The 25123-nt window shown below is 37.5% G+C and carries 32 protein-coding genes; 12 read left to right on the top strand and 20 right to left on the bottom strand.

Annotated features, from left to right (window positions below):
• From J2X07_RS08960 to pssA, 4 genes are all read left to right on the top strand, one after another.
• Nucleotides 1-477 (top strand): Na+/H+ antiporter subunit E, encoded by a 477-nt coding sequence (locus J2X07_RS08960; protein ID WP_310258133.1) that lies wholly within the window; start codon nucleotides 1-3, stop codon nucleotides 475-477.
• Nucleotides 474-764, top strand: coding sequence for a Na(+)/H(+) antiporter subunit F1 (locus J2X07_RS08965; protein ID WP_310258134.1), 291 nt, complete (start codon nucleotides 474-476; stop codon nucleotides 762-764). Before J2X07_RS08960 ends, J2X07_RS08965 begins: the two co-directional genes overlap by 4 nt.
• Nucleotides 736-1089 (top strand): monovalent cation/H(+) antiporter subunit G, encoded by a 354-nt coding sequence (gene mnhG, locus J2X07_RS08970; RefSeq protein WP_310258136.1) that lies wholly within the window; start codon nucleotides 736-738, stop codon nucleotides 1087-1089. The genes J2X07_RS08965 and mnhG overlap by 29 nt, the downstream gene beginning before the upstream one ends.
• Nucleotides 1090-1197: 108 nt before the next feature.
• On the top strand, nucleotides 1198-1743 hold the full coding sequence (gene pssA / locus J2X07_RS08975) for a CDP-diacylglycerol--serine O-phosphatidyltransferase (protein ID WP_310258137.1): 546 nt from the start codon (nucleotides 1198-1200) through the stop codon (nucleotides 1741-1743).
• 212 nt (nucleotides 1744-1955) lie between these two features.
• On the opposite strand, the gene J2X07_RS08980 is transcribed toward pssA, so the two are convergent.
• Both J2X07_RS08980 and J2X07_RS08985 read right to left on the bottom strand, forming a co-directional pair.
• A complete protein-coding gene (locus tag J2X07_RS08980; RefSeq protein WP_310258139.1) occupies nucleotides 1956-3737 on the bottom strand; it encodes a M3 family oligoendopeptidase in 1782 nt (593 codons plus the stop codon).
• 291 nt (nucleotides 3738-4028) lie between these two features.
• Nucleotides 4029-4310, bottom strand: a complete 282-nt coding sequence (locus tag J2X07_RS08985; protein ID WP_310258140.1) for an alpha/beta-type small acid-soluble spore protein — start codon at nucleotides 4308-4310, stop codon at nucleotides 4029-4031.
• A gap of 370 nt (nucleotides 4311-4680) precedes the next feature.
• Here J2X07_RS08985 and hpt point away from each other — a divergent pair, with 370 nt between their 5' ends.
• Nucleotides 4681-5208 (top strand): hypoxanthine phosphoribosyltransferase, encoded by a 528-nt coding sequence (gene hpt, locus J2X07_RS08990; RefSeq protein ID WP_310258141.1) that lies wholly within the window; start codon nucleotides 4681-4683, stop codon nucleotides 5206-5208.
• A 149-nt stretch (nucleotides 5209-5357) separates the two neighbouring features.
• On the opposite strand, the gene sigK is transcribed toward hpt, so the two are convergent.
• The gene (sigK, locus tag J2X07_RS08995; protein ID WP_310258143.1) at nucleotides 5358-6065 is read right to left on the bottom strand and encodes an RNA polymerase sporulation sigma factor SigK; all 708 of its coding nucleotides are present in this window, start codon (nucleotides 6063-6065) and stop codon (nucleotides 5358-5360) included.
• A gap of 202 nt (nucleotides 6066-6267) precedes the next feature.
• Here sigK and J2X07_RS09000 point away from each other — a divergent pair, with 202 nt between their 5' ends.
• Nucleotides 6268-6399, top strand: coding sequence for a hypothetical protein (locus tag J2X07_RS09000; RefSeq protein ID WP_310258144.1), 132 nt, complete (start codon nucleotides 6268-6270; stop codon nucleotides 6397-6399).
• 353 nt (nucleotides 6400-6752) lie between these two features.
• Here J2X07_RS09000 and J2X07_RS09005 read toward each other — a convergent pair whose 3' ends face one another.
• Complete coding sequence (locus J2X07_RS09005) at nucleotides 6753-7022, bottom strand: AbrB/MazE/SpoVT family DNA-binding domain-containing protein (protein WP_310258145.1); 270 nt, start codon at nucleotides 7020-7022, stop codon at nucleotides 6753-6755.
• 377 nt (nucleotides 7023-7399) lie between these two features.
• Nucleotides 7400-7750: a winged helix-turn-helix transcriptional regulator gene (locus J2X07_RS09010; protein ID WP_310258146.1), complete on the bottom strand. Its 351-nt coding sequence runs from the start codon at nucleotides 7748-7750 to the stop codon at nucleotides 7400-7402.
• A gap of 204 nt (nucleotides 7751-7954) precedes the next feature.
• Here J2X07_RS09010 and hxlA point away from each other — a divergent pair, with 204 nt between their 5' ends.
• From hxlA to J2X07_RS09025, 3 genes are all read left to right on the top strand, one after another.
• On the top strand, nucleotides 7955-8587 hold the full coding sequence (hxlA, locus tag J2X07_RS09015) for a 3-hexulose-6-phosphate synthase (RefSeq protein WP_310258149.1): 633 nt from the start codon (nucleotides 7955-7957) through the stop codon (nucleotides 8585-8587).
• An 8-nt stretch (nucleotides 8588-8595) separates the two neighbouring features.
• Nucleotides 8596-9153, top strand: coding sequence for a 6-phospho-3-hexuloisomerase (hxlB, locus tag J2X07_RS09020; RefSeq protein ID WP_310258151.1), 558 nt, complete (start codon nucleotides 8596-8598; stop codon nucleotides 9151-9153).
• 127 nt (nucleotides 9154-9280) lie between these two features.
• Nucleotides 9281-10000: a 3-ketoacyl-ACP reductase gene (locus J2X07_RS09025; protein ID WP_310258152.1), complete on the top strand. Its 720-nt coding sequence runs from the start codon at nucleotides 9281-9283 to the stop codon at nucleotides 9998-10000.
• A 61-nt stretch (nucleotides 10001-10061) separates the two neighbouring features.
• On the opposite strand, the gene J2X07_RS09030 is transcribed toward J2X07_RS09025, so the two are convergent.
• From J2X07_RS09030 to J2X07_RS09045, 4 genes are all read right to left on the bottom strand, one after another.
• Nucleotides 10062-10325, bottom strand: a complete 264-nt coding sequence (locus J2X07_RS09030; protein ID WP_310258153.1) for a hypothetical protein — start codon at nucleotides 10323-10325, stop codon at nucleotides 10062-10064.
• A 275-nt stretch (nucleotides 10326-10600) separates the two neighbouring features.
• Nucleotides 10601-11491, bottom strand: a complete 891-nt coding sequence (locus J2X07_RS09035) for an aldo/keto reductase (protein WP_310258154.1) — start codon at nucleotides 11489-11491, stop codon at nucleotides 10601-10603.
• 258 nt (nucleotides 11492-11749) lie between these two features.
• Entirely contained in the window at nucleotides 11750-12466 is a 717-nt protein-coding gene (locus tag J2X07_RS09040; protein ID WP_310258156.1) for an SDR family oxidoreductase, read from the bottom strand.
• A gap of 84 nt (nucleotides 12467-12550) precedes the next feature.
• The gene (locus J2X07_RS09045) at nucleotides 12551-13411 is read right to left on the bottom strand and encodes a YitT family protein (protein ID WP_310258158.1); all 861 of its coding nucleotides are present in this window, start codon (nucleotides 13409-13411) and stop codon (nucleotides 12551-12553) included.
• A gap of 246 nt (nucleotides 13412-13657) precedes the next feature.
• Here J2X07_RS09045 and J2X07_RS09050 point away from each other — a divergent pair, with 246 nt between their 5' ends.
• Nucleotides 13658-13924 carry a hypothetical protein gene (locus J2X07_RS09050; protein WP_310258160.1) on the top strand — a complete coding sequence of 89 codons (267 nt, stop codon included), beginning with the start codon at nucleotides 13658-13660 and terminating at the stop codon, nucleotides 13922-13924.
• Nucleotides 13925-14090: 166 nt separating this feature from the next.
• On the opposite strand, the gene J2X07_RS09055 is transcribed toward J2X07_RS09050, so the two are convergent.
• The 5 genes from J2X07_RS09055 to J2X07_RS09075 all read right to left on the bottom strand — a co-directional run bounded on the left by J2X07_RS09055 (nucleotide 14091) and on the right by J2X07_RS09075 (nucleotide 19092).
• A complete protein-coding gene (locus J2X07_RS09055) occupies nucleotides 14091-14465 on the bottom strand; it encodes a VOC family protein (RefSeq protein WP_310258205.1) in 375 nt (124 codons plus the stop codon).
• Between the two features lie 136 nt (nucleotides 14466-14601).
• Nucleotides 14602-15072, bottom strand: coding sequence for a hypothetical protein (locus J2X07_RS09060; RefSeq protein WP_310258162.1), 471 nt, complete (start codon nucleotides 15070-15072; stop codon nucleotides 14602-14604).
• Between the two features lie 341 nt (nucleotides 15073-15413).
• Entirely contained in the window at nucleotides 15414-16478 is a 1065-nt protein-coding gene (locus J2X07_RS09065) for a Ger(x)C family spore germination protein (RefSeq protein WP_310258163.1), read from the bottom strand.
• Nucleotides 16475-17599: a GerAB/ArcD/ProY family transporter gene (locus tag J2X07_RS09070; RefSeq protein WP_310258164.1), complete on the bottom strand. Its 1125-nt coding sequence runs from the start codon at nucleotides 17597-17599 to the stop codon at nucleotides 16475-16477. Before J2X07_RS09070 ends, J2X07_RS09065 begins: the two co-directional genes overlap by 4 nt.
• Nucleotides 17596-19092 carry a spore germination protein gene (locus J2X07_RS09075; RefSeq protein WP_310258165.1) on the bottom strand — a complete coding sequence of 499 codons (1497 nt, stop codon included), beginning with the start codon at nucleotides 19090-19092 and terminating at the stop codon, nucleotides 17596-17598. The genes J2X07_RS09070 and J2X07_RS09075 overlap by 4 nt, the downstream gene beginning before the upstream one ends.
• A 182-nt stretch (nucleotides 19093-19274) precedes the next feature.
• On the opposite strand from J2X07_RS09075, the gene J2X07_RS09080 reads away from it, so the two are divergent.
• Nucleotides 19275-20360 carry an L-dopachrome tautomerase-related protein gene (locus tag J2X07_RS09080; RefSeq protein WP_310258167.1) on the top strand — a complete coding sequence of 362 codons (1086 nt, stop codon included), beginning with the start codon at nucleotides 19275-19277 and terminating at the stop codon, nucleotides 20358-20360.
• Nucleotides 20361-20406: 46 nt separating this feature from the next.
• Here J2X07_RS09080 and J2X07_RS09085 read toward each other — a convergent pair whose 3' ends face one another.
• The 6 genes from J2X07_RS09085 to J2X07_RS09110 form a co-directional block, all read right to left on the bottom strand.
• Nucleotides 20407-20706: a spore coat protein gene (locus J2X07_RS09085; protein WP_310258168.1), complete on the bottom strand. Its 300-nt coding sequence runs from the start codon at nucleotides 20704-20706 to the stop codon at nucleotides 20407-20409.
• Between the two features lie 17 nt (nucleotides 20707-20723).
• The gene (locus J2X07_RS09090; RefSeq protein WP_310258169.1) at nucleotides 20724-20918 is read right to left on the bottom strand and encodes a hypothetical protein; all 195 of its coding nucleotides are present in this window, start codon (nucleotides 20916-20918) and stop codon (nucleotides 20724-20726) included.
• A gap of 17 nt (nucleotides 20919-20935) precedes the next feature.
• Nucleotides 20936-22072, bottom strand: coding sequence for a zinc-dependent alcohol dehydrogenase (locus tag J2X07_RS09095; protein ID WP_310258171.1), 1137 nt, complete (start codon nucleotides 22070-22072; stop codon nucleotides 20936-20938).
• A gap of 18 nt (nucleotides 22073-22090) precedes the next feature.
• Nucleotides 22091-22459: a spore coat protein gene (locus J2X07_RS09100; protein WP_310258172.1), complete on the bottom strand. Its 369-nt coding sequence runs from the start codon at nucleotides 22457-22459 to the stop codon at nucleotides 22091-22093.
• Nucleotides 22456-22725: a spore gernimation protein GerQ gene (locus tag J2X07_RS09105; RefSeq protein ID WP_310258173.1), complete on the bottom strand. Its 270-nt coding sequence runs from the start codon at nucleotides 22723-22725 to the stop codon at nucleotides 22456-22458. Before J2X07_RS09105 ends, J2X07_RS09100 begins: the two co-directional genes overlap by 4 nt.
• A gap of 310 nt (nucleotides 22726-23035) precedes the next feature.
• Complete coding sequence (locus J2X07_RS09110) at nucleotides 23036-24163, bottom strand: phosphotransferase (RefSeq protein ID WP_310258174.1); 1128 nt, start codon at nucleotides 24161-24163, stop codon at nucleotides 23036-23038.
• Between the two features lie 289 nt (nucleotides 24164-24452).
• Between J2X07_RS09110 and J2X07_RS09115 the strand changes: the two genes are divergently transcribed.
• Nucleotides 24453-24983, top strand: a complete 531-nt coding sequence (locus tag J2X07_RS09115; protein ID WP_310258176.1) for a DUF4871 domain-containing protein — start codon at nucleotides 24453-24455, stop codon at nucleotides 24981-24983.
• The last annotated feature ends 140 nt before the right edge of the window (nucleotides 24984-25123 follow it).

Raw genomic sequence — 25123 nt, forward strand, 5'->3', positions numbered from 1 at the left:
ATGACTTTTCAACTTATGTTAAATTTGCTGATCGGCGTAATTTGGATGTTTTTATCTGAGAGCTATTCTTTCGCAAGTTTTTTCGTTGGATTTGTGATTGGTGCTGCTCTTCTATTACTTCTAGATCGATTTATTCCAGGATTCTATTATTTTAAATATGTAAAAGCCATTATTTATTTAGTCTTTTTATTCTTAAAAGAACTGATTTTGGCTAACCTTGAAGTATTAAAATGGGTGTATAAACCAAAACTTGATTTTCAGCCAGGTATTATCGCGCTGCCGATCGATGTTAAAAAAAATTGGGAGATTACACTGCTCGCAAATTTAATTACGTTAACGCCAGGGACACTCTCTGTAGATGTATCAAGAGATCAGCGGTTTATTTACATTCATGCAATTGACTTGCCAGATGTGAATCATACCATTATCGGAATTAAAAACACGTTCGAAAAAGCAATAAGGGAGGTAACACGATGACAGATTGGTTTTCTATCGTAGTCTCGATTTGTCTATTCGTGACAACGATCTCTATCCTTCTTCTTTTATATCGAGCGGTTGTAGGTCCATCGAATCCCGACCGGGCAGTAGCACTTGATACAATCGGGATTAACTTGATCGCCATTACGGGTTTGATGGCTATTATTTTGGATACCGTGCAGCTAAACGATATTATTTTATTGATTGGTATTCTTACATTTATTGCAACCGTAGCCGTTGCAAAATTTATAGAAAAGGGTGTTATCATTGATCAAGATCGTGATTAGTATATTCCTTGTCATTGGCACCTTTGTCATATTATCCGGCACGATTGGTGTTCTTCGTTTTCCCGATGTTTATTCCAGACTTCATGCTGCTACGAAAAGCTCTACACTTGGAGTATCAGGTGTCTTAATCGGTTCTTTCTTATATGTATTAACAGACATGGGTGTTTTTAGCGGAAAATTAATTTTAGGTATTCTTTTTGTACTATTAACCGCACCGGTTGGCGGTCATATGATTTCCAGAGCTGCCTATCGCTCTGGAGTCCCTTTATCCGAAAAAACGGTATACAATCATTTAGAAGAAAATAACAAACCGAAAGATTCATAAATTCGAATTTCTCTTTCAAATCGGGTATAAATGGCATATAATGGATCAAATAGGTATATACTTTATGCATTAATCCGTCACGCTGTTTACCATTTGGGGAGTGATTTTATGTTCATGCTCGAACGAGAGCGTATTGATTCAACATTTAAAAAAGTGAAAGCACAATCTGCTAATTTTTTAACTTTGATTAACCTTTCACTAGGGGCTTTGGCATTATTATTTATGATAAACAATGATTTAAAAATTGGCTTTATCTTAATTTTTTTAGCAGGATTATTTGACCGTTTTGACGGGATGGTAGCTCGAAAGCTCAATATCGAATCAGAATTTGGGAAACAATTAGATTCCTTATGTGATCTAATATCCTTTGGAATCGCACCTGCATTTTTGATCTATCAAGCGGTCTTGCATCAATTTGGTGTTCCAGGTATGATTTTCACCATTATCTTTATCGTTTGTGGGGCTATTCGCCTCGCGCGATTTAATATTACTGAATTTACAGGATCATTCGTAGGTGTTCCGATTACTGTTGCCGGTTGTTTAATGGCTGCAGCTTACCTTTCGATCAACTTCGTTCCCGCATTCTTCTTTATGTTTTTAACCATTGGATTATCTTTTTTGATGATAAGTACGATCTCAGTTAAAAAACAATAATATAATAAAAACCCTGTTCCACCGATGGAATAGGGTTTTTCAATGCCCCAAAATGATATATCCATAATTATGATGCACATACCCAGGTTTACTCACAGATTCCCAGACTTTTGATCATCAATCCCACACTTTTAACCAGCATACCCGTAAATAGACATTGTCCGATAAAATAACAAAACCGCTGAATATTAAAATCAGCGGTTTCTTCGTTTTTATGCTTCTGTTAGCTCCAAAAATTCTTCAACATCTTGAGCAGCTAACTGAATTCCTTTTAGCCAGAAATCTTGTTTTGTAATATCAATACCTAAATGCTTTTCAGCCAGCTCTTCTACTTCCATCTTTCCAGTGTCTTGCAGTAAAGCAATGTATTTTTCTTCAAAAGAAGGACCTTCTTCTTTAGCTTTTGCGTAAATACCTGCGCTGAACAAGTAACCGAACGTGTATGGGAAGTTATAAAATGGAACATCTGTGATATAGAAGTGCAGTTTAGATGCCCAGAAATACGGATGATACTCTTCTAGAGCACCATTAAATGCTTCTTTTTGTGCTTCTTCCATCAACTCACATAGACGTTCTTCTGATAACTGACCATTTTTTCTTTCTTCGTACATTCTTGTTTCGAATAAGAACCTTGCATGAATGTTCATAAAGAATGCAACAGAACGCTGTGCTTTATCTTCTAGCAATGCAATCTTTTCTTCCTTTGTTTTTGCGTTTGTTACAGCTGCATCTGCAACGATCATCTCAGCAAATGTAGAAGCCGTTTCAGCAACGTTCATCGCATAATTTGTTGCATAGTAAGGAAGCTCTTTTAAAACGTCAGAATGAAAAGCATGGCCAAGTTCATGCGCTAATGTTGAAACGTTGCTCGGTGTACCTGAGAACGTCATGAAAATACGTGTCTCTTTTTTCGTTGGGAACCCTGTGCAAAATCCTCCAGGTCTTTTTCCAGAACGGTCTTCCGCTTCAACCCATCCATCTACAAAAGCTTTTTCTGAGAAAGCAGCCATCTTTGGAGAGAGTGTCTTAAAGTGCTCTACGATAAACTGTGCTGCTTCGTCATAGCTCATCTTGCTATTTGCAGAGTTTAACGGTGCATCTACATCGTACCAGCTTAATTTTTCAAGCCCTAATAGTTTAGCTTTGCGTTCCAGGTACTTCACAAAAATGTCTTTTTGTGAACTGATAGCATCCCACATCGCTGTTAGTGTTTCTTCTTTCATTCTGTTGATTTCAAGCGGTTCTTTTAAAGTCTCTTTCCAACCTCTATGCTTATAGATTTCATTTCTGAAACCTGCAATATGGTTGATGGATGCAGCACAGAATTCTCCTTCTTTATTCCATGCTTCAACGAACTTTTCAAATGTATCTTTACGAACTTTACGGTCAGGGCTGGAGAATTTGTTTTCTGCTTGACCAACTGAAAGTTCTTCTTCATTTCCATCAATCGTTACTTTAATGTTAATTCTTCCCACGACAAGGTCATACAATGTGGACCAAGCGTGATATCCGTCTACAGCCAGGTCATTAATCAGCGATTCCTCTGATATTCCCAACTTTTCCTTAGCATGCATTCTTCTTTCATTAAGAGAAAATGCAATGTCTTTATACTCTGGCAGGCTGACTAAATCATTCCATGTTTCTTCAGAGATTTCCATCAGCTTTTGGTCAACCAAAGATCCCACGTTTGAAAATGCTGCATAAACGGATTCAAGTCTACCGCGAAGTGCCATCGCCTTTTTATCTTTCACATCTTGAGCAATTAAGCATCCTGTAAATGAGCCAGCTGTTGAAAGTCGTTCCGAAAAATTTTGAAGCTCTTCTATAAGACTCAAAAAGTTTTCTTTCGTAAATGTAAACGCTTCCGCTTTTTTGGATAAAACTTTTACCTCATCTTCAATCCACTTTATTTCTGCTAATAACTCTTTTGACTCACTGCCGCCAGGAAAAACCGAATCCAATTCCCATGTTTGCCTTAAATCTTGCAATAGCATAATTCTTCCCCCTCATATGTACTTATTGACTCTTAATTCATATTATAAAAAATTTTCCAATAAAAATCGACTATGAAGTTTATTTTTTTCTATTTTTTACAAAAATAAAACCTTCCACACTCTGGAAGGTCATGAACTCGGTATTATTCCGCGATTGCCGCATAAACAAAATAGGCTAACATGACAACGAATGTTCCATACAGAACAGCTTCCTGCATAAATAACGCCTCCTGTTTTTTTACCTATTGTATTCCCTGTTTGTCTTTTTTAAACCCCTAATGATCTTAACGATTAACGAACTTGCTTCCCAAGGTTCGCTTTCGCTTGCTGAATAAGTTCTTTAACCATTCTTCCTCCGATTTGCCCGCCAACTCGACCAGCTTCTTTAGAAGTGATCTGACCATTATATCCTTTTTGAAGCTGCACTCCCATGTCTTTTGCCACTTCATATTTTACATCGTCAGGTGCTTGTTCTGATACGTTATATCCCGCTTCTTTCATCACTTTCGCTTTTAATTTATCAAGTCCCGCTCTAGCTTCTGGAACAATCGGCTGTCGTTTTCTTCTTGCCATTTTAAAAACTCCTTTTTTTCTTTAGTGTGCCCGTAAACAAAAATAAAAAGGCTGTAAATGTTACCAGCGTTTTCGTATTCTCTTTATTCTTTTATGTAAGGTTATTTCTTTTTGATCTTTTTTTATGTAAGCTAATTGCATAAATACTTTTATTATAGAAGTGAAAAATAAGACTGTTTTCGCAATCATTGTTCTCTTTGAGTGTAGTTGATCTCCGTTTCAGATGCTGCTTTCCGCAAGCCGTACGGTGAGCCTGCAGGAGTCTCGCCCCTTTCACACCAATCACCTTGTCTTTAGAGCTTATACAGAATTACACCATTAGCAACAATCTTAAAAATGAGCCAAAAATAAAAATGAAAAAGGTGAGCTTATGGGATTTGTAACAGATAGCATTTTAATAAATGAAGAGCAATTAAAGGGAAAAGTGAAAGAAATCGGATTGCAGATCAGACATGATTTTCAAGATGAACCTATCGTGTTAATTGTTGTGCTAAAAGGTGCATTTGTTTTTGCTTCAGACTTAATTCGGGTAATAGATGGGAAAGTAACCATTGATTTTGTAGTGGCATCAAGCTACGGAAATCAAACAGAGACTACTGGTAAAGTCCGATTGCTAAAGGATATCGAAGTAAATATTACAGATGAAAACGTCGTGATTGTAGAAGATATCATTGATTCGGGTTTAACACTAAGCTTTTTAAAAGAACATTTCCAGCTTCATAAACCAAAGTCGATGAAAGTCTGTACTTTGCTGGATAAACCTGACCGGCGAAAAGTTGATTTAAAAGCAGATTATGCAGGATTCGTAATTCCAGATCAATTCATTGTGGGGTATGGGATTGATTATGCAGAGAGGTACCGAAACTTGCCATACATAGCTACTGTAAAGGAAGTATGATAAAGTACCCTCTGGCTGCTTATGCAGCAATAGAAATATAAAAGAAATACTTTATATATTACAAAAAAGAGTAAAAACTGCTATGGAATGAGCAGTTTTTACTCTTCTCTTGGTTTTGAATTGTTCCGTTAGATCTGCTAATTAGGCCACTAACGTTCACCTTGCTGCCGGCTTCTATAAAATTCATGAAAAAGCTTCATCAATGCTCTTTTCTCAATCCGGGAAACATAACTTCTTGAAATACCAAGCTGCTTTGCGATTTCCCTCTGTGTTTTTTCTTTTTGCAAATCAAGTCCAAAACGTCCTACAATGACTTCCTTTTCCCGGTCATCCAACACGTGAATATAATCATAAATTTTCTTCTTCTGCATTTTTAACTGAATGGCATCCACTACATCTTCTGTATCTGCTTTTAAAACATCGATCAGCGTGATTTCATTTCCTTCTTTATCTGTCCCAATAGGATCATGCAGGGATACATCTTTCTTCGTCTTTTTCAAAGCGCGCAGATGCATTAAAATTTCATTTTCTATACAACGAGCAGCATACGTCGCAAGCTTCGTCCCCTTCCCCCTGGAATAGCTCTCTATCGCTTTTATCAATCCAATTGTTCCGATTGAGATTAAATCCTCTGTATCTTCACCGGTGTTTTCAAATTTCTTTACAATATGTGCCACCAATCTCAGGTTATGCTCGATCAGCAATCCTCTTGCATGCTCATCGCCATTTGCCATATCTTTTAAGTACTGCTTTTCTTCATTCTCAGACAGCGGCTGTGGAAAAGCGTTGTTTTTTACATATGAGACAAAGAGCATAACTTCTTTGAAAAAATAAGCCAACACACCTACTAATGACATAACAGCACCTCCAAGGCATACTTACTTCTTTATGTTTATGCGGCCCTGGGCTTGGCTGTGTCTGTACATTTAAAATGGAGGCGTGAACCTTTTTGAGGAATCGAGGATCTTTTTTAGATGATGAAGAGGAAGGGAAGCTGGGACATATTGCTTTAGATCATGCTGCATATATGAATGACATTGATTTAACAGTCAGAGAAAAGTGATCGATCGTGTAGCCGATGTCTTTGCACGTGAACTTTTGTTGCCGGAAGCGATGCTTAAAGAAAAGATTGAGCTGCCGATCAGTCTTCAGCAAATCGGTAAAACATCGAGTGTGAAAGTATTAACGTGACGGATGCATTATATTGCGAGTACTGTGGAAACAACACCGGTTAGGAGTAGTGACTAAAACATAAACTTTGTATATAATCTAAAAGTTCATTAAAAAAGCTAAATATTCCTAAAAACGGATGCTACTTAGTTTTTTTAATTAGTGCCATTCCAATTGAATATCCTCTTATTGCATACATACTTAATGATCCATTTTTCCATAAAAGCACTAGATCGTGAAAGAATAGTGTTAATAACGATTGCTTGAATGAGTTGCTCTTTCATGCATTTACTTCTTTTCATCCCTCATTTGCGAAGGATTACTATAAAAAAAGAAAAGCAGCACAACGCTATGGTTATGCTGCTTCAGACAACTTATAATGTTTTCAGTTCATCCAGAAGGGATTCTGCACCATTACGACTTAAAATAATTTTTCCATTGAAATACATCTTATTGTCATTTGTTACTTCACCTGTCACAACACAAGCATTATTTGCTTCATACTTCTTTAATATGACCTTTTCATTTTCTACAAATATCTCTAATCCATCTTTTTGTTCGATCTCCATAATTCTTCGTAATTCTATAGGGATGACAATTCTCCCTAATTCATCTACCTTTCTTACAATACCAGTACTTTTCAAAATAATACTTCCTTTCGTTACAATCAAAGACTTAAACGTCACTATTTGTTTGTCTATATACTTCGTATTAGTATACAACTTTATGGAACTAATCTATTGGAATCATTTAACATTTTGATTAAAAAATAAATTAACATAAGTTCCATTAGAAAAGGCGTTAATTTTTATAGATCAACGGACCAATTAACTTAAGTGAAACCCTTCACCATATATTGAAATGAAACCTATGCAATCCTCTCTAAATGGCAGCACAATGAATCTCGCGTACGTTCTTAAATACACAGTAATATAAAAACCACGGTTAAAAATAGCTTAACCGTGGTAAGTTATGATTGTCTTACAGGATGAAAAGAAACTTTTTTCTACTTAACAGCTGATCAATCTTCAGTTTCCTTTTCCAATACATTCTCAATATAATCTTTTCCCCATTCATACATAGCATCTATGATTGGTAAAAGTCTTTTTCCGTGCTCAGTCAATGAATATTCAACTTTCGGTGGAACTACAGGGTAAACTTCACGATGTACTATTAAATGATCTTCAAGTTCGCGTAATTGATTAACAAGCATTCTTTGGGTAATTCCCGGCATAAGGGATTTTAATTCACCAAATCGTTTTGTTCCTTCTTTTCCTAGATGCCATAAAATCAATAACTTCCATTTACCACCAATTATTGATAGGGTTAATTCTTTTTCACAGTTGAAAGTTTTCTCTCCTAAATTTGGCATTCACTTCACCTCCCCCTTATTTTATCCATTAGTATACTTTTTAGCACTATATGAGATAAAAGTGCGTACTTTTAATTTAATAACATACTGAATATACTAAACAACGTGCTAGTAAGTAAATATATTTTAAAATGGTAACATTTACACCTGACTCAGGACAGATACTTAGCACAACAAATTTAAATTCATAAGGAGCGAATATAAATGAAATTACAATTAGCATTAGATCTTGTCGATATTCCGGGAGCAATTGAATTAGTGAAAGAGGTAGAAGATCATATTGATGTTGTAGAAATTGGTACACCTGTGGTGATCAATGAAGGTCTTAAAGCAGTGAAAGAAGTAAAAGCTGCATTTCCTAACTTAACCGTATTAGCTGACTTAAAAATTATGGATGCAGCTGGATATGAAGTTAGCCAAGCATCTGCAGCAGGCGCTGACATCATCACCATTCTTGGTACAGCTGAAGACGAGTCCATTAAAGGTGCAGTAGAAGAAGCTAAAAAACAAGGGAAACAAATCCTTGCTGATATGATCGCTGTTAAGGATATTGCAGCCCGTGCAAAAGAACTAGACGAACTTGGCGTTGATTATATTTGTGTTCATACTGGCTACGATCTTCAAGCAGTTGGAAAGAACTCTTTTGAAGATTTACAAACCATCAAAGGTGTTGTAAAAAATGCTAAAACTGCTATCGCAGGTGGGATTAAGTTAGACACACTTCCAGAAGTCATTAAAGTACAACCAGACCTTGTCATTGTAGGTGGCGGGATTACTGGACAAGCTGATAAAAAAGCTGTTGCTGCTAAAATGCAAGAAATGATTAATCAAGGGTAATTCAGATCATGAAAACACCTCAATACCTAGCTGAAATCATAAAAGAGTTAAATCGCTCCGTAGATTTAATTTCGAATGATGAAGCTGAAAAATTAGTTAATGGGATTCTTGAATCAAAAAAAATCTTTGTTGCAGGCGCAGGTAGATCTGGATTTATGGCCAAATCATTTGCCATGCGAATGATGCACATGGGGATAGATGCCTATGTGATTGGCGAAACAGTAACACCTAACTTTGAAAAAGATGACATCTTAATCATTGGATCAGGTTCAGGAGAAACGAAGGGTTTAGTTTCCATGGCTGAGAAGGCAAAAAGCATCGGTGGAACGATTGCAGCTGTAACCATTTTCCCTGAGTCCACTATTGGACAATTAGCGGATATCACAATTAAGTTGCCTGGCTCACCTAAAGATCAGTCGGAAAGTGATTTTAAGACGATTCAACCAATGGGCTCATTATTTGAGCAAACACTTTTATTATTTTACGACGCTGTGATTCTTCGGTTCATGGAGAAAAAAGGTTTGGATACCAATAAAATGTACGGTAGACACGCCAACTTAGAATAAATATATTGTTCCTCGAGTTCTAACTCGAGTTCTAAATAGGAATGACCGCAAGCTGTTTCCATGCAGTATTGTGGTCTTTCTGTTAGAATGTACTACTTCAATTTGTAATAATTTTAGGAGTGATAAAATGATTTCTTTAAATGGAAAAACTGCAATAGTTACTGGCGCAGGAAGAGGTATTGGACGTGCTACTGCTATCGCCTTAGCAAAAGAAGGCGTTCATTTAGGCCTAATCGGCTTAAATATGTCTAATCTAGAAAAGGTAACTGCTGAACTAGCACAATTTGATGTAAAGGTTTCTGCAGCAATAGCAGATGTGACCGACCTTGAATCCGTTGCCCATGCTGTTGAACATATCAAATCAGACTTAGGACCAATTGATATCCTAATCAACAATGCTGGTGTTGCTAAATTTGGCGGGTTCCTTGATTTAACACCAGAAGAATGGGAAAAAATCATCCAAGTCAATTTAATGGGTGTGTATAATGTAACAAGAGCAGTATTACCAGAAATGATCGAAAGAAAATCAGGAGATATCATCAATATCTCTTCATCTGCTGGCCAAAAAGGTGCTCCTGTTACAAGTGCATACAGTGCTTCTAAATTCGCTGTTTTAGGGCTAACAGAATCACTTATGCTAGAAGTAAGAAAACATAATGTCCGTGTTACTGCTTTAACACCAAGTACGGTCGTTACAGATTTAGCCATTGATACAGATCTTGTTAAAGGCAATGAAGAAAACGTGATGCACCCAGAAGACCTTGCAGAATTAGTCGTGGCTAGTTTAAAATTTAATCCAAGAGTATTCGTTAAAACAGCTGGATTATGGTCAACAAATCCATCATAAAAAGAAGAAGCAGATCCAGAGGGTCTGCTTCTTTTGTTCGTACAAAATATTCTTATATGTATCAGTGATATAAGGACATTACTTTCTCTAAATCAACAATTAACTGGTTAACTTCATTCTGTGCTAAGCGTACAAGCATTTGATCGTATAAAGTAATAATTTGCCCATCTTCTTCATGCTGATGTTTTATTAAATAATGATAAATATTATTTAACTGGTCTTCATTAAGGACCGACTCTGTTTCCAAATTCTTAACTTTCTGTAAGGAAAATTCATTGATAGTCGAATCAAATTCACCTGCAATAATGTTCCCTTTTACGAACATCCTCTCACTCCTCAAAGTCAGTATAGGATAGTTTTCCCACATAATAGGTTAAATAAATCTTTACTCTTCAAATTTATAGAATATGAGGGCTTTTCAAATGTTTGATTTATAAACGATTAACAGAACAAAAACTAACTTTATACGGTTTTGATGCGAGGGTAAGGATATTAATTTTCCTGGATAAAAAACTGTATAGAATAAATTCTACACAGTTTTTTTAAATTTCCTATTAGATTGTCAGCTACTCCAATAAGAGTCCTTTTTAAAGTGAATTTTCAAATAATATCCAATGGCAGTTTTCTAGTAGGTTTAGGAAATACTTGATCAATTTTACTGAGATCTTCTTCAGTAAACTCAATAGTTGCTGCTTCAGCATTTGCTAAAACATGTTCATCTTGAACCGCTTTTGGGATAGCGATGACGTTATTCGAACGGATAGTCCAAGCAAGAGCGATTTGTAATGGCTGGACATTGTATTTATCAGCAATCTCATGAATAACTGGATCGTTTAAAAGCTGCCTTCTTAAAGACCCTCCTTGAGCAAGGGGACTGTAGGCCATTATTGGCATGTTATGTTCACGCTGCCATGGTAAGAGATCGAAGTCGATTCCTCTTGAACCTAAATGGTATAGCACTTGGTTCGTTACACAATTTTTCCCATTCGTAATGTTCCAAAGCTCTTCCATGTCAACCGTGTCAAAGTTAGAGACGCCCCATCTTAAAATTTTCCCTTCTTCACGTAGTTTTTCCATTCCTTCAATTGTCTCCTCTAAAGGAACACGTCCTCTCCAGTGGAGAAGATATAAGTCCAAGTGGTCTGTTCCGAGTCGTTTTAAGCTATTTTCACATGCATTTGAAATCTTATCTAAACCTGCATGATGGGGATACACTTTTGAGACCAAAAAGACTTCATTTCTGCGTCCTTTAATGGCTTCGCCAACTAAGCGTTCAGAGTCCCCATTTCCGTACATTTCAGCAGTGTCAATAAGTTTCATACCCAATTCTAAGCCGAGCTGCAAAGCTTTTATTTCTTTGTCTCTCACTTGGGGATTTTCCCCCATGTACCATGTTCCTTGTCCTACACTAGGTAAAGAAGTGCCATCAGGCAGGGTCACCACGTGTTTGGCTAATGCATTTTTAATTTCCGCTCTTTTCTTTTCATCCATTAGGCTCGAACCTTTCTTTTATGTATTTGGGTATCATAGAAGTAGAATGTTAACGTCACTTCGTATAAAGTACGCATATATTTAGAACTTCCTCAACCAACAAAATACTTCTTTGTTGCATTATATATTGCCATTTCTGCTTCTGTCTGTGCAAAAAAACAATGAAGTGAGGATCGCCTATAAGTGTCTGACACTTTGAGTCATCTTCCCCACTTCTATTCTAATCCAATTAATCAATCGACTTTGATATCAAATGGTTTAGATCAGATGAGCCCCTCCATCGATAAGAACTGATGTACCAGTTGTAAACCCATTTTTCACTAAGTAAACATAGGTTTCAGCAATATCTTTAGGTTGAGCAACACGTCCGACAGGTAATTGCTTAGCAATCCCATGGTACATATCTAGTCTTTGATCTTCTGGCATTCCGCCGTAAAGAGGAGTGTCAACGATACCAGGTGATACCACATTTACTCTGATAGGTGCCAGGTCTACTGAAAGTCCTCGTACTAATCCATCGATTGCTGAATTAATGGAAGCTAGAGTCGTTGCACCTTGAGGAGGACGCACACCATATACACCAGAGGTTAATGTAATAGAACTTTCATTATTCAAGTATGGATGAGCAGCACGAACCGAAATATACTGCCCCCAGAACTTACTATCAAAAGCCTCTCTTACGGTTGCAACAGGCAGTTCGCTAAAGTGACCCATAGCGCCTTCACCTGCAGTAACCACCAGGTGATCAAATTCCCCAACTTTCTTGAAAAATTCTGCAACCTTTACCTCGCTGCGAAAATCGATTTCATAGCCCTCTACGTTACCACCAAGCTTCACTTTTGCGTCAGATAATTTTGAAGCAGAACGGCTAGCAATAATGACTTGAGCGGATTCATCAATAAACGCCTTAGCAGCCGCTAAACCAATACCAGATGTACCTCCTAAGACAACTACTCTTTTTCCTTTTAATGACAATGTCATAACCTCCTTTATTCTTATATAATTTACAAACTTTCTATTCTCTAGTATCAAACAAGATGTAACTAATGTAAGTAAATATTACAATTTATTGTTAGAAGGGTTGGCTTTCGGTAATATAAGCGACCTATCTATACCAGATGTTTCACAAACATAGGACGCCTCCATAATAGCTGATGGATCTGCTGCTAAAACGACACTTTGTAATTTGGAAAAAATAAATCTGTTCGTTATACAATAAATAACCTTCTTTCTTTCCCCTAAAAAACCGCCTTCTCCATATAAAAATGTGATGCTGATATTTAAATGATTGATAATACTATCTCCAACTTCATCCGGTTTTTCTGAAATGATCATGACAGATTTCCCACGATTTAATCCATCTAAAACATAATTAATCATTTTCGTCACTATATAAAAAACCGCCAGAGAAAGCATGGCCTGTTCCAAGGAATAGACAAGGGCTGCAATCGTAAATATGAAAGCATTCACGACTAATAAAAATGAGGCAATCGGAAATCGATAGTGTTGGTTAAACCAAATCGCCAGCATTTCAGTGCCATCTATTGCACCGCCAAACTTTACAACGATTCCTATCCCAACTCCTAAGATTACCCCACCGTATAAAACAATTAATACTTCAGATTGAGTAATAGGAGGAATCGATTTAAATAGTACTAAACCAACAGTAGTAATGATATTTGCATATAGAGTTCTAATGACAAAGGTTTTACCCACTTCTTTAGCTGTAAAAATTAAGATAGGAATATTTAAGCCCAAAAACACAATATAAATTGGGATTCCCCATAAAGCATTGGCCATAATTGATAACGCTGTTACACCACCATCTACTAGCCCGTTTGGTGCTAACATCGTTTCTAATCCCATAGCAACGATTGACGCCCCCAAAGTTAAAAAAACATACTCAACAAATTTTTTCATCATCTCACCTTTAAATAGGTATTATTCTTGATTCCTTACTATAAAACAGTTCAGCTAACATCCTTTACAACACAGGAATATTATTCACCTTTTTCCAGATTGTACTCCTTTATTTCAAACGATGAACTTAATTGAAGCACAGAACTATAATCCGTCGATTCGAGTTTGTTTGCTCATAAGCAGGTACTTGGAAACACCATTTGATGAGTTGTTTTGGATTCAAGATTAAAGAAAAGAGGGGAATTCATGGGGAAAACTATCTTATCTGCCATAATCGGTTGTTTTGTTATTTTTGGTTTTTTGTTTGCTGTGACAGGACGTTTACAGTGGGCATTGATAGGAAGCTTTCTTGTTTTTGTCGGAGGAATTAAATACATCCGTATCCAATTAAAAGAAGCAGCCAATGAAATTGAGTACGATGAACGTGTCTATGATAATCATAGAAAATTTTCTTTTCAATCGTTGGCCACCTCACAATTGCTTCTGCTAATCTCTTTATTAGCTTCTATATAGGACCAAATATTCTTAAGAAATGATAAGATATGGGGGAATTAAAATGGAAAATCCTTTAGTCGTTTTTGGTGTTTTTACTTTTACTGTGATACTTGTGACCTTTACTTAAAGAATGCCCCTTTTAGTTTAAGCGTGACTTTCACTAAATTACCTTTATATATATTTCTTACCAGTGTACTTGAAGTTTATTGCCATTCAAATCAAAAAAGTGGAAATAGGAATGTCCATTATCCTCTTTTATATCCTCAACCTTAACACCATTTTCAATAAGGTGTGTATGAAATTTAGATAATTCTGGACTTGTAAATCCAATGCTAAACACTGGGACATTACCAATTGTAAAATGTGCAAATGTATCATCTTCAGTAGGAACTAAGATAAGTAAAAAAGGTCCCTCATTAACTTTTATAATGGCAAATTGATCCTTGGTAATGGTTAATAATTGAAGCCCTAAAATATCTCTATACCATTGGGCAGACTGCTCTAAATCTTTTACGGGAATTCTAATATAATGTACTTGTTCAATAAATGATTTACTCATCATATGCCTCTCCTTTATTTTGTAGATATATCAAGTAATTCCCTTTTTATATCCCTTTGGCCTTCCAACTAAACTGCACTTTAATTGAATAAGCAAATACTTTAGCCTTTTCGCAGTTCATCCAGTAAAAAACGAATTAAATGTCCCTGATCACTTTTAAAATTTGTAGAATAGCTCCTAGATGATATGCTGAATGTGCCAATGAACCTATGACTTCATTAGCTATGATTTCATTCCAATAAATAGCTTCAAGGTTTTCCAAGAGTCTTAAATATTCGCAACGTAAACCTTCCCGAATACGATACCATTGCTGTTCATCCACCAAATTAATTTTCCAGCTTTCTTCCCAATCCATCTTTGGAAAATCACCTTTTTCCAATAGCTCGTTTGTTCCCCACATATGATAACGTACGTGATCTGCATGTGCAGCTAAAGTCGCTCCCTGTACAGAAATCGAAGCTTCATAAGCAGTTAATTTTTCTAGTGCACCAAAAATTCCTGAATTCGGTTCAGTGTTGGTGAACCAGCTCTCTTTAACTGGAATAGGCGGTCCCTCAAATGCTTCCCGTACCATTTTCTTTATTGATGTTTCTAAAGGATGGTTCATTTTAATCCCTCCTAACATCCCTTAACTTCAATAAAAAAGAGCACTTCTCCTTCTTGAAGAAATGCACCCTATTGCGGAATAAACATCTAAATTATTTGAGTGTAAGGAACAATCTTTACGAAAACAATCTTTAAAATCAAATTTATATTGAAGAGTATATAGCATTGTTATTTGAAACTTTTCCCCAAAGTTGATTTCCAAAATCATAATGCCGCCATTCTTCGTGGTAGTTAGTAAAACCTACTGATGTGAGTGAATGATTTAACAATCATCTATTATGTAAACTGGCTTTTGCTCCAAACAAAAATAGCCGGCTTTTTTTTTTGTAAACCATATTAAAATTACAAACTCAGCGGTTCTATTTTTACCGAGTATTTGACATGAACCTTCATTTTCTCATAATGGTCCAGCCAGACTTTTCTAGTCACTGGATGAGTCAAGGGAGAGTACGTATGGGCTCCCACTTCCAACGGTTCGATCTTTAATCTTTGTGTTTCCTTTACAAGCCCCACGGTTTCACGCTGTAAATAAGATTGAATGTCATCGGTCATCTTATTCATTTCACTTCTGCTGAGTATATTCCGGTGTCCTCGGTATTCATCGATTCTTCCCTTTATCAAAACATGAATGTTTAACGTTTTGAAATGATCATCCACCTGCATATGAACTTTGGAGCGTACCTGGCCCAAGGAAACCTTTAAATGTGGGATGGGAAGATTCTTTAAATAATGATCATTTGCAATAAGCTGAAACATTTGGTCTTCCCTTTTATTAATGGAACCGACATACTTATTTTCATTAAATAAAGCTGTTCCTTCATATGTAAAATTATCTTTGTCTGCCTTAAATATCGGAAGCACTGGATCCGAGTAAGGAGAATAGACCTTTTCCATAAATTCATGCAAATTGACGATGCTCATTTCCCCTTGATTTCTTCTTTCATAATGCCGAAACATCCGGTAAAGGTAATAATCTAGGTTCTTCTGCACTTTCCCTTCGTTTTCTAAAAAATCTTCAAAACTCCCTCTGACCAGTACAAGAAAAAGGCGCGGAGATACATCAGGATCTGAAAGGATCGTATCAATTAACGAGATGATTTCTTTTTTTGCCAGCTTTTCATTAATGATCAGCATGCGAAGCTGGCCAAGCTTCAATTCCCGATAAAACTTCAGGTTGAATTCTTTTTTCCCTTGCTTTAATAAATCCACATTCAGTGTCAATACCTGTTTTTTCTCATTGGTAACTGGAGGGACGAGGGTCGTAATTTCCAATTTCCCTCCTTTCCCTTGATTCAGGGACCAAAACGTGACGGGAGCAATCTCCTCAACCGTATTGTCTTCAACAAAAGGTGATGAACAGCCCGAAAAAACGAGGAGGAAACAAAGAGTGTACAAAATAGTCTTCATCTAGATTGCCCCCTTTTCCATTTCATTGCAATGGCAAGTACAGAAGGAACTAAAAGGTAAGTTATTGCACCCAGCCATAGCTGCAGTGTCATCCATACATTTAATTCCTGTCCTTCCCTCCAGTACCAGCCATTAATGACCAGCATACCTATAAAAACAGCAATTACACATACTAAAAAGCCCTTGCGATTCGTATTGATGTTGATTCTCCCCGCCGCGATCCTTATTGCTCCATACAAACATAATAAGAAAAGGGCAATAAAATAGAGAAAATAGATCATGTTTAGAGAAATTAATATAATATCCACCCTTTCAAAAACAGGTGACTGTAGATAACGAATCATGTTCACAACAGGGAAACTGATTTTCTCCAAATAGGGTGAACCATAATAGAGAATACACGCAGCAAACAGAACAAGGTATTCAAAGACTGACAGTGCATTGCCTATACTCATTCCCCTTAAAATCTTTTCCTTCGGCCCGATCCAGGGACCTAGGCAAACCAAATATTCAGGTCCTGAGAGAGCGGACCAAACCATCAGCAGCCCGTACCATGAATGAAGTAAACCCTCGCCTGGCACTAAGGGATACAGATGATGAGTTTTGGCAATAGGCGGCATGAAATATGGGATATAGACAAGAATCACCCAGATCGTGGCCAAAAAACCGATGATGGACAAACGAATCGTTTTCTCCATCCCTTGAGAAGCGATATAAAACCCGGATGCGATCAAGACGAAAATAAGCCAGTTCGTCTTCATCGAGGGAAACATAAATTGATGGACAATTTCGACATAACCCAAAGTGGTCACGATCACTTTCATTAAAATGAAAAAAATCCCGAGAAATGCAAAGAATCGGACCATCTTTTCGCTAAATAATTGGACAAAGCCGTGATAACCCAGAACAAAATAATTGGACGTTAAATATTTGGACAGAATCGAAAGGTTGATTTGTGATAGAAAACCCACACCAAGGATCCCTGCCATCATATAAGGATGAACCAAATGTTTGGGCAAAATTAAGACGTAGTACAGCATTTGCATCCGGTTCACCATAGCCAAGATATAGCCGCTTCCCATAACAGCCGTTCTATCAAACAAGTGAAATCTGCTGCTCATTCATTCCCCTCCTCTTTAGAAACCCGCCATTTTTTTACCGTCTTCAGATATTCCGGCCGCAGCTTTGCCCATGGCAATGGTGCCCGAACAAAAAGATCGTTCCAATCTCTCCAGTAAAGCGGAGAAACCGGTGCAAAAAATGGCTGTTTTAAGGAAGAAAGACCATTCAGATGAGCGAGCAGGAGTATCAATCCCAAGGCGATCCCCAGGATCCCCAAAAAGGAGGCAAGAATAAGAAATAAAAATTGAAGGACGGTAGTTGCTTTTGTGACTAAATAATTCGGCACTAGAAAGGATGCAATCGCCGAGATCCCCACGAGAACAATCAACACCTTGCTGGCAAATCCTGCTTCAACAGCAGCTTGTCCGATGACAATGCCGCCAATAATTCCGATGGTCTGGCTCGTTTTGGTCGGCATCCGCAAACTCGCTTCTTTAATAATTTCAATAATAACCAACATGATCAGAGCTTCCCAAAATGGAGTGAACGGCAGTTTGGTCCGTGATTCCATGAGTACATACAGAATCTGAAGCGGGATCATCTGATAATGAAAAGTGTTTAATGCCACATAAAGAGGAATCAAAGTAATGGCTATAAAAAAACTCAAATAACGAAGAGTTCGTAAAAAACTAGCAATCACCCAGCGATGAACATAATCTTCCGGGGATTGAAAAAGATGAAAAAAGGTAATGGGAGCGATAAGAGCAAAAGGTGTATCATTCAGCAAAATAACGATTTTGCCAAGCCCCAGTGAATAGGCGCACGAGTCCGGACGATCCGTCTGCATAAACTGCGGAAACAAACTGTGCGTATGATCATCCATAAAAGCGGAAAGATTGGAGGACTCCAAAATCATATCAAAGTTCACTTTCGAAATATTTTTCCGTGCAATTTCGACGATATCGGGATTGGCGATTCCATCCATATACAGCATCTGAACCTGTGTTTTGGTATTCGAACCAACTTGGAATTTTTCTACTTTTAGCTCAATAACGGGCAGACGCCGCCGGATCATGAACACATTCTGCTCGATCCTTTCCGTAAAGCTGTCTTTGGGACCATACACTATCGTCTCGGTTTCGGAATTTTCGATCGCCCGGCTGAGCGGATTCTCCAGTTTTGCCGCCCACCATTCATTATTCCCTTGATCATGGATGAGCACAGCACCAAACAGCATGCATTCTTTGGCTTCTTCCATTGAATGGATTCTTAAAACGCTGCAGGTGGATATACATTGAATAAACGCCTGATCCTCACTCTGAAGAAGAGGCTGAATAATGGCTTCGTTCAGCCTCTCCTTGTCGATTAATGTTTGTATGTATACAAGCGAAAAAGTAGCGCCGTTGTTTGTTTGCCGCTGTACGATTTCAGCATCATCTATTTTCGCTGTTGCCTGTTTTAATAAATCGAGCTTCACAGCTTCACTCGGCACCATATTTTTCTCTTCATTTTTTTGCTCAATGGCTGCTGTTTTTTTCTTTTTAAAGAACATCAATACATACCACCTGACTGAACACCATTATCGTTTCAGCATTTATTATGTTCAGGTGAGTGGATTTTAACCAATGAATAATAAACGGCCCGGCCATGGATCTTTGCGATGCACAAGAAATACTGCCGGTCATATACAGTTAATATCGATTCTAAACCGGATGAGGGGAGATGATGTGAATTATGTTGCCTATGGAAAAATATTTTGGACAGTTTGAACTGGTGCATACTTTTTATGGAGCTATGCCTACAGGTGTCAGCGTTTCCGAAACCGGTCGTATTTTTGTTTGCTTTCCGAAATGGGGAGATGACGTGAAATTTACGGTGGCGGAAATTGTTGAGGGTGGATTGCAGCCTTATCCCAGTTTAGAAACCAATTTGGTTAATACTAGTAATATTAAATTTTCTTTTGTCAGTGTCCAAAGTATCGTTGCTGATGGAAGAGGAACACTGTGGGTACTAGATACAGGAGCACCAAATTTTTCTGAACCTATTCAAGGGGGAGCAAAATTAGTTGCTGTTGATTTAAGCACGAATACAATAAGGAGAGTATATACCTTTAAAGAAGATGTTGTCTTGCCGACAACTTATCTGAATGATGTCCGTTTGGATTTTCGGGTTGGTAGAGCAGGCTTTGCATATATAACGGATTCTTCTTCCAGAGGGCCAGGGGCTATTATTGTCGTAGATTTAGAAAATGGGGACGCTTTTAGACGGTTAAATGGGGCAATATCAACTTCACCTGATCCCAATTTTTTACCGAAAGTAGAAGGTGAAATTTTGATGAATCGAAACCCGGACGGCTCGACTTTCCCATTTAGATTGGCTTCCGATAGTTTAGCGATTTCACCTGATGGAAAGGTTTTATTTTATGCTCCATTAACCAGCCGTCAGCTGTTCTCGATCTCAACAGAAGCCCTAAGAGACAGAAGGATACAGGACATGAATTTATCCCAATATGTGCACTATTGGGGGGAAAAAGGTGCGTCTGATGGAATGATCACCGGCGCAAACGGAACCGTTTATGCAGGAGACTATGAAAACAACAGTATCAGGAAGATATTGCCGAATGGCGCAATAGAAACCATCGCACATGACCCGAGAATTTTATGGCCGGATACTTTTTCGATTGGCCCCGATCAATACTTATATGTCATTGTGAATCAATTACATCGGCAGGCGAGATTTCATTATGGAAGAGACCTGCGGGAAAAACCATATAGTTTACTTCGTATGAGAATTGATGAATTCCCTGCTCCTACATTCTGACAATAAATAAGGAACAGTTTAGTCTGTCAACTGTTCCTTATTTGATCTATAGTGTTGGCAAATCCAAAGCGGTCTTCATATTTGTCAAGTTCAATTGGATTTGCTCGTTCGTATCCCAAGCGTGATACCATCCTTTTTCCACTATATAACCGGAAACTTGTTCATGTAGCTCTATAGCTTCCTCCAAATGCCGAGTTAACATTTCTTTCACTTCAGGTGTTCCGGCTTCTGTAACAGCCATGGCGTAATTTCTAACTCCACTTTTTGCCGCAATCAATAAATCCATCGCAACAATCTGGTCAGAAAGGGAGTCCATCCCTGTTAGGTTTTCAATGATTGAATTCAATTTTACTCAGCTCCTAACTATTGCTTTGCATTAGATAAAACAGAGGAATATTCGTTTAACTGTCTGGTGGAAAGATCAATGTCTTGCTGCATAATTTCTTTTAGCCTTGGGTCACTAACCAGTGCTTTCATGGTTTTAGATTTGGTTAAACAATTTGTTTTAAAAGCAGCCAATTCTTGAACCTCAAGAACTTCATGTAGGGCATAGTTCATTTTTCAATCCTCCTTCATCATGGCTTCAAGATGACTTTTATACAATCATCTGTTTTGGTATCAAAAATCTCATAGCCACGCTTAGCTTCACTGAGCGGCAGGACATGGCTGACCACATCTCCCGGATCAATCTTTCCTGTAGAAACAAGTTCAAACATATAAGGCATATAGTGAATAACTGGAGCTTGTCCGGTGCGAATATTTACATTGCGGTTCATAATATCTCCAAATGGGAAACCGTTATATTTTCCCCCATAAACGCCGGTAACCTGGATATTGCCACCTTTTCGGACCGCCTGGGTAGCCATGATAAATGCACCAAACGCCCCACTCTGAAGTTTTAATCCGCTGGCTAGAAACTCCATATCGGTCATTTTCCCGTCCATACCAACAGCATCAATGACTACATCAGCCCCACCCTTGGTAATTTCCTTCAAGTATTCTCCACAATTTTTATGATCCTCAAAGTTCACAATTTCAACTTTGTTTGTCCGTTTCGCATGCTGCAAGCGGTAATTTACATAATCGACTGCAATCACCCGCTTCGCTCCTTTTAGCCAGCAAAACTTTTGTGCAAAAAGTCCGACCGGACCGCATCCCAAAACAATAACGGTATCGCCGTCCTTTACGCCCGCATTATCAACACTCCAAAAACCAGTGGTCATTGCATCGGCTATAACAGCTAACTTTTCATCAGGTTCCTCGCAGGTTTCCGGGATTTTAAAATGAGTAAAGTTGGCAAAAGGGACTCTCAAATATTCCGCTTGCCCACCTGGGTAACCGCCAGTTGTTCCAGAATATCCGAAATAGGCTCCCATATCTCCATTATCATTTGAATTGTCGCACTGACTTTCCAAATTATCTTTACAGAAACGGCATTCACCGCATGCGATGTTAAATGGAATGATTACGCGGTCTCCCTTTTTTACTTTAGTCACTTCAGGACCAACCTCTTCAACGATTCCCATCGGTTCATGTCCAATGACATAGTTTTCTTGCAGGTTAGGGATCATACCATGAATTAAATGCAAATCGGAACCACATATCGCAGTACTGGTCACTTTGATAATCATGTCATCTGGTTTTTCAATCTTAGGGTCTGGCACTTCTTTCACAACAACATTTTTTATCCCTTGATACGTTACCGCCTTCATAAAATATAACCTCCAGTGTTAATGTTCATCAGGTGTCCGATCGAACATGCCCTTTCGATTGGTCTCAATGGGAAACAGGTTCATTTTGCCAATCTTAATCGTATTGTTGGCCGAAAGCTGATCTAATTGATACTGTTCGGATAATTCGTAAGGATGGAACCATTTTTTCTTAATCATCAACTCAGATATTTCCTGATGCATTGCGATGCCCTGCATCAATTGTTTTTTTAATACAGCACGGACATCAGGTGATGCGGATTCGGTCAATGCTACAGCTATGTTACGAACGCCTTCTTTGGCACGAAGAAGAAAGTCCATGGCAAAGGTTGTGTCTGCTAGTTCAGGCATATGCAGCGAGTTTATTGGGTCCAAATAATCATTATTCAATGAATGGTTCCTTCCTTTCCATTAATGATGGGGGTTGGGCGATTTTGAGGAACAGGAGCTTGAAACGGTGCTCGTTCATAGAGGGACTGCAATTCAGTCAGATCTTGTATCGATTGTTCAACATCTTTTTTCATTAAATTCCTAAGCTCATCATCAAAGACCAGTCCTTGCATGAATTTTGATTTAGCGATACAAAGCGTTTTAAAGTTAATGGCCTCATGTAAGTCTAAAGACTCGTGGGCAGCTAATACTTTTTGTTGATCCATTTTTGATTCCCCTCTTTTTTTATCGTAAATACAATGGTATTGTTCCAAACATAGAATCAAGTATGCTTTATAATATTTCCTACAAAGACCAATTTCTTACAAGGATAGAGTTAATTTTGCCTAATAAAACGCTTTATCATCTGAAATATAGAGATCACCAAATTTGTTGAATAATGCATTGTATAATCATCACTCTACCTTAATCCTTTTCCATAATACTGCTGATTGAATAGAATCTTACTCCACAAAACTGCGCTTTAATTCAATAAAAAGGTGCACTTCTCCTCCTTGAAGAAATGCACCTGCCGTCTTATAAAAAGTTCTCTGTAATCTGTTTTAATCGGCTCGCCACCCATTCGATGTCATATCCGACTTCATCAAGGATCACTGTATTATAGATTTCTTCTAGTCCTATGCGAAGCATGTAACAATACATTCTTTCCTTTATTTCACTTGAAACGATATATTTCTTTGTGATTTTTTGAATGAACGGCTGAAGTTTATCTTCATTCCAGAATAGGATGTTTGCTTTATCGTACAAGTGATCTCCGTACATAGAAAGACTCCAATCAATGACACCAGTTACCTTTCCGTCTTTAGCTAGTACATTAAAGGAGCCTAAATCCCCATGAACCAAATTTTTCTTTTCTAATGTAATACTCCCGATATAAGCATCTATTTCTTTCATGGCTTTATTGACTACTTCTGTATCTAATCCTTTCGATTCAAGTGCTCCCCAATTATAAATATCTTTGTTGAAGATGGCTTTGATGAAGTCGTTCCATGTTGGAAATGCTGCATGACCTTTATCGTCATAACGTCCATAACCTTGTTGATTCGAAACATCAACGGATTCAAGCCTCTCTAATTTTCTCATCAGATCAGATGCAATATCGTATAACTCTTGGCTGTTCAAATCAAACACTTTTGATCCTTCAATATATTCCGATATAGAGTAAGCTGTAACATGATCTTCCATCACTCCCACATGTAAGACGTTGCGGACGGGAATTGTTTGTTTGAGAAACGAGTACACCCATTTTTCTTTCTTATATATTTCTTCACGGTTCCCAATTTGCATGACATAATGGTTGTTGTCTTCCTCGAAATAGAACGTTTGTGAAACCAATCCTCCATGGAGTTCTTTGATGTTTCTTGCTGAAGAAAAGTGATTTTTGATAATTTTTTTTATTTGATCTTCTGACCTTTTTTTCTTCACTTCTAACACTCCCTTGAAAAAGATTTTTCCTAAAAGCAATTCGTCCAAAGAGAGTTTATAAATACGGCTAAGTGTAATGATAGAATCGATATCAGGATAGTTCTTGCCTATTTCCCAATTGGATAAAGTCTGCCTTGTAATATTCATCATTTCGGCGACTCTTTCTTGGGTATATCCCGCTTTTTTTCTTCTTAATTTTAACTTCTCACCAATATTCATAACGTCCCTCCTTAAATAAATTTTCTCACGGTTATAGGAAAAAGCTAGCAAGGGATTCTTGCATTACTTATTCAACAATCCGCTCTTTAGTTGAAAAAAATAGTGCTCCATAAATAGGCCATTGGATCCTAAACAAACGGACCTGTTTGTAGAGTAAAGCAAACCCTGATATAGACGAGTCCATTGCTGATTATTTTAACCTTAAATTGTGTTGTTAAAAGAATCGTTGGTAATTTATGTTAATATTTAAATATGAAAATAGTATGATCACTAAAAAGGAGGAGTTTAGTTGAAAGTTAAATTTTCTTTACTTGTATTTTCTATGTTTTGTTTGATTGTGAGTGGTTGCGTTTCAAAGAAAGAAGAGACAAAGGATGAAAAAGCACAGCCCGTTATGCAAAATGATGATTCGCTTAGTTTAGTTAGTGAGGCTGATCTTAAAAATATTGAATGGGAAAAAACAGTTACAAAAATAGGGACAAATGGAAATAGTGATATCTTTGGAAATCTAAACAAAGTCGGTTATGTAGGACCTAATTTGCACGCAAAGAAAGTAGATAAATGGTTATGGCACTTCTTTGGGAAAGCAGAAGGAAAATTAACCGTAGTAGCTTATCATCAAGAAACATTGATGAAAAAGCCCTTGTTAACAAGTGGTTACACAAGAGATTTTTCAGGAGGAGCAATGAACGGGGCAGATGCCACGATGCCTTCTAATGTTTCTTTACCCTCATCAGGAAAATGGGCGTTGCTTGTGTATATAGATGAACAGTTATTTGATACGTTAGTGATAAGTGTTAAAGAAAAAGTAACAGAATAATAAGTTTAAAAAACGACCCGATTTCTGTCTGGTCAATTTTATTCCATTAAAGCACCCGATCGTAATATAAGGTTAGCCAGAATTTCTGGTTGACCTTTTTTTATTTGGTCTTATTATAGCGGTAGTCGGGGTAGAACGTA

Source organism: Fictibacillus barbaricus (assembly GCF_031457135.1).
Taxonomy (GTDB): domain Bacteria; phylum Bacillota; class Bacilli; order Bacillales; family Fictibacillaceae; genus Fictibacillus; species Fictibacillus barbaricus_A.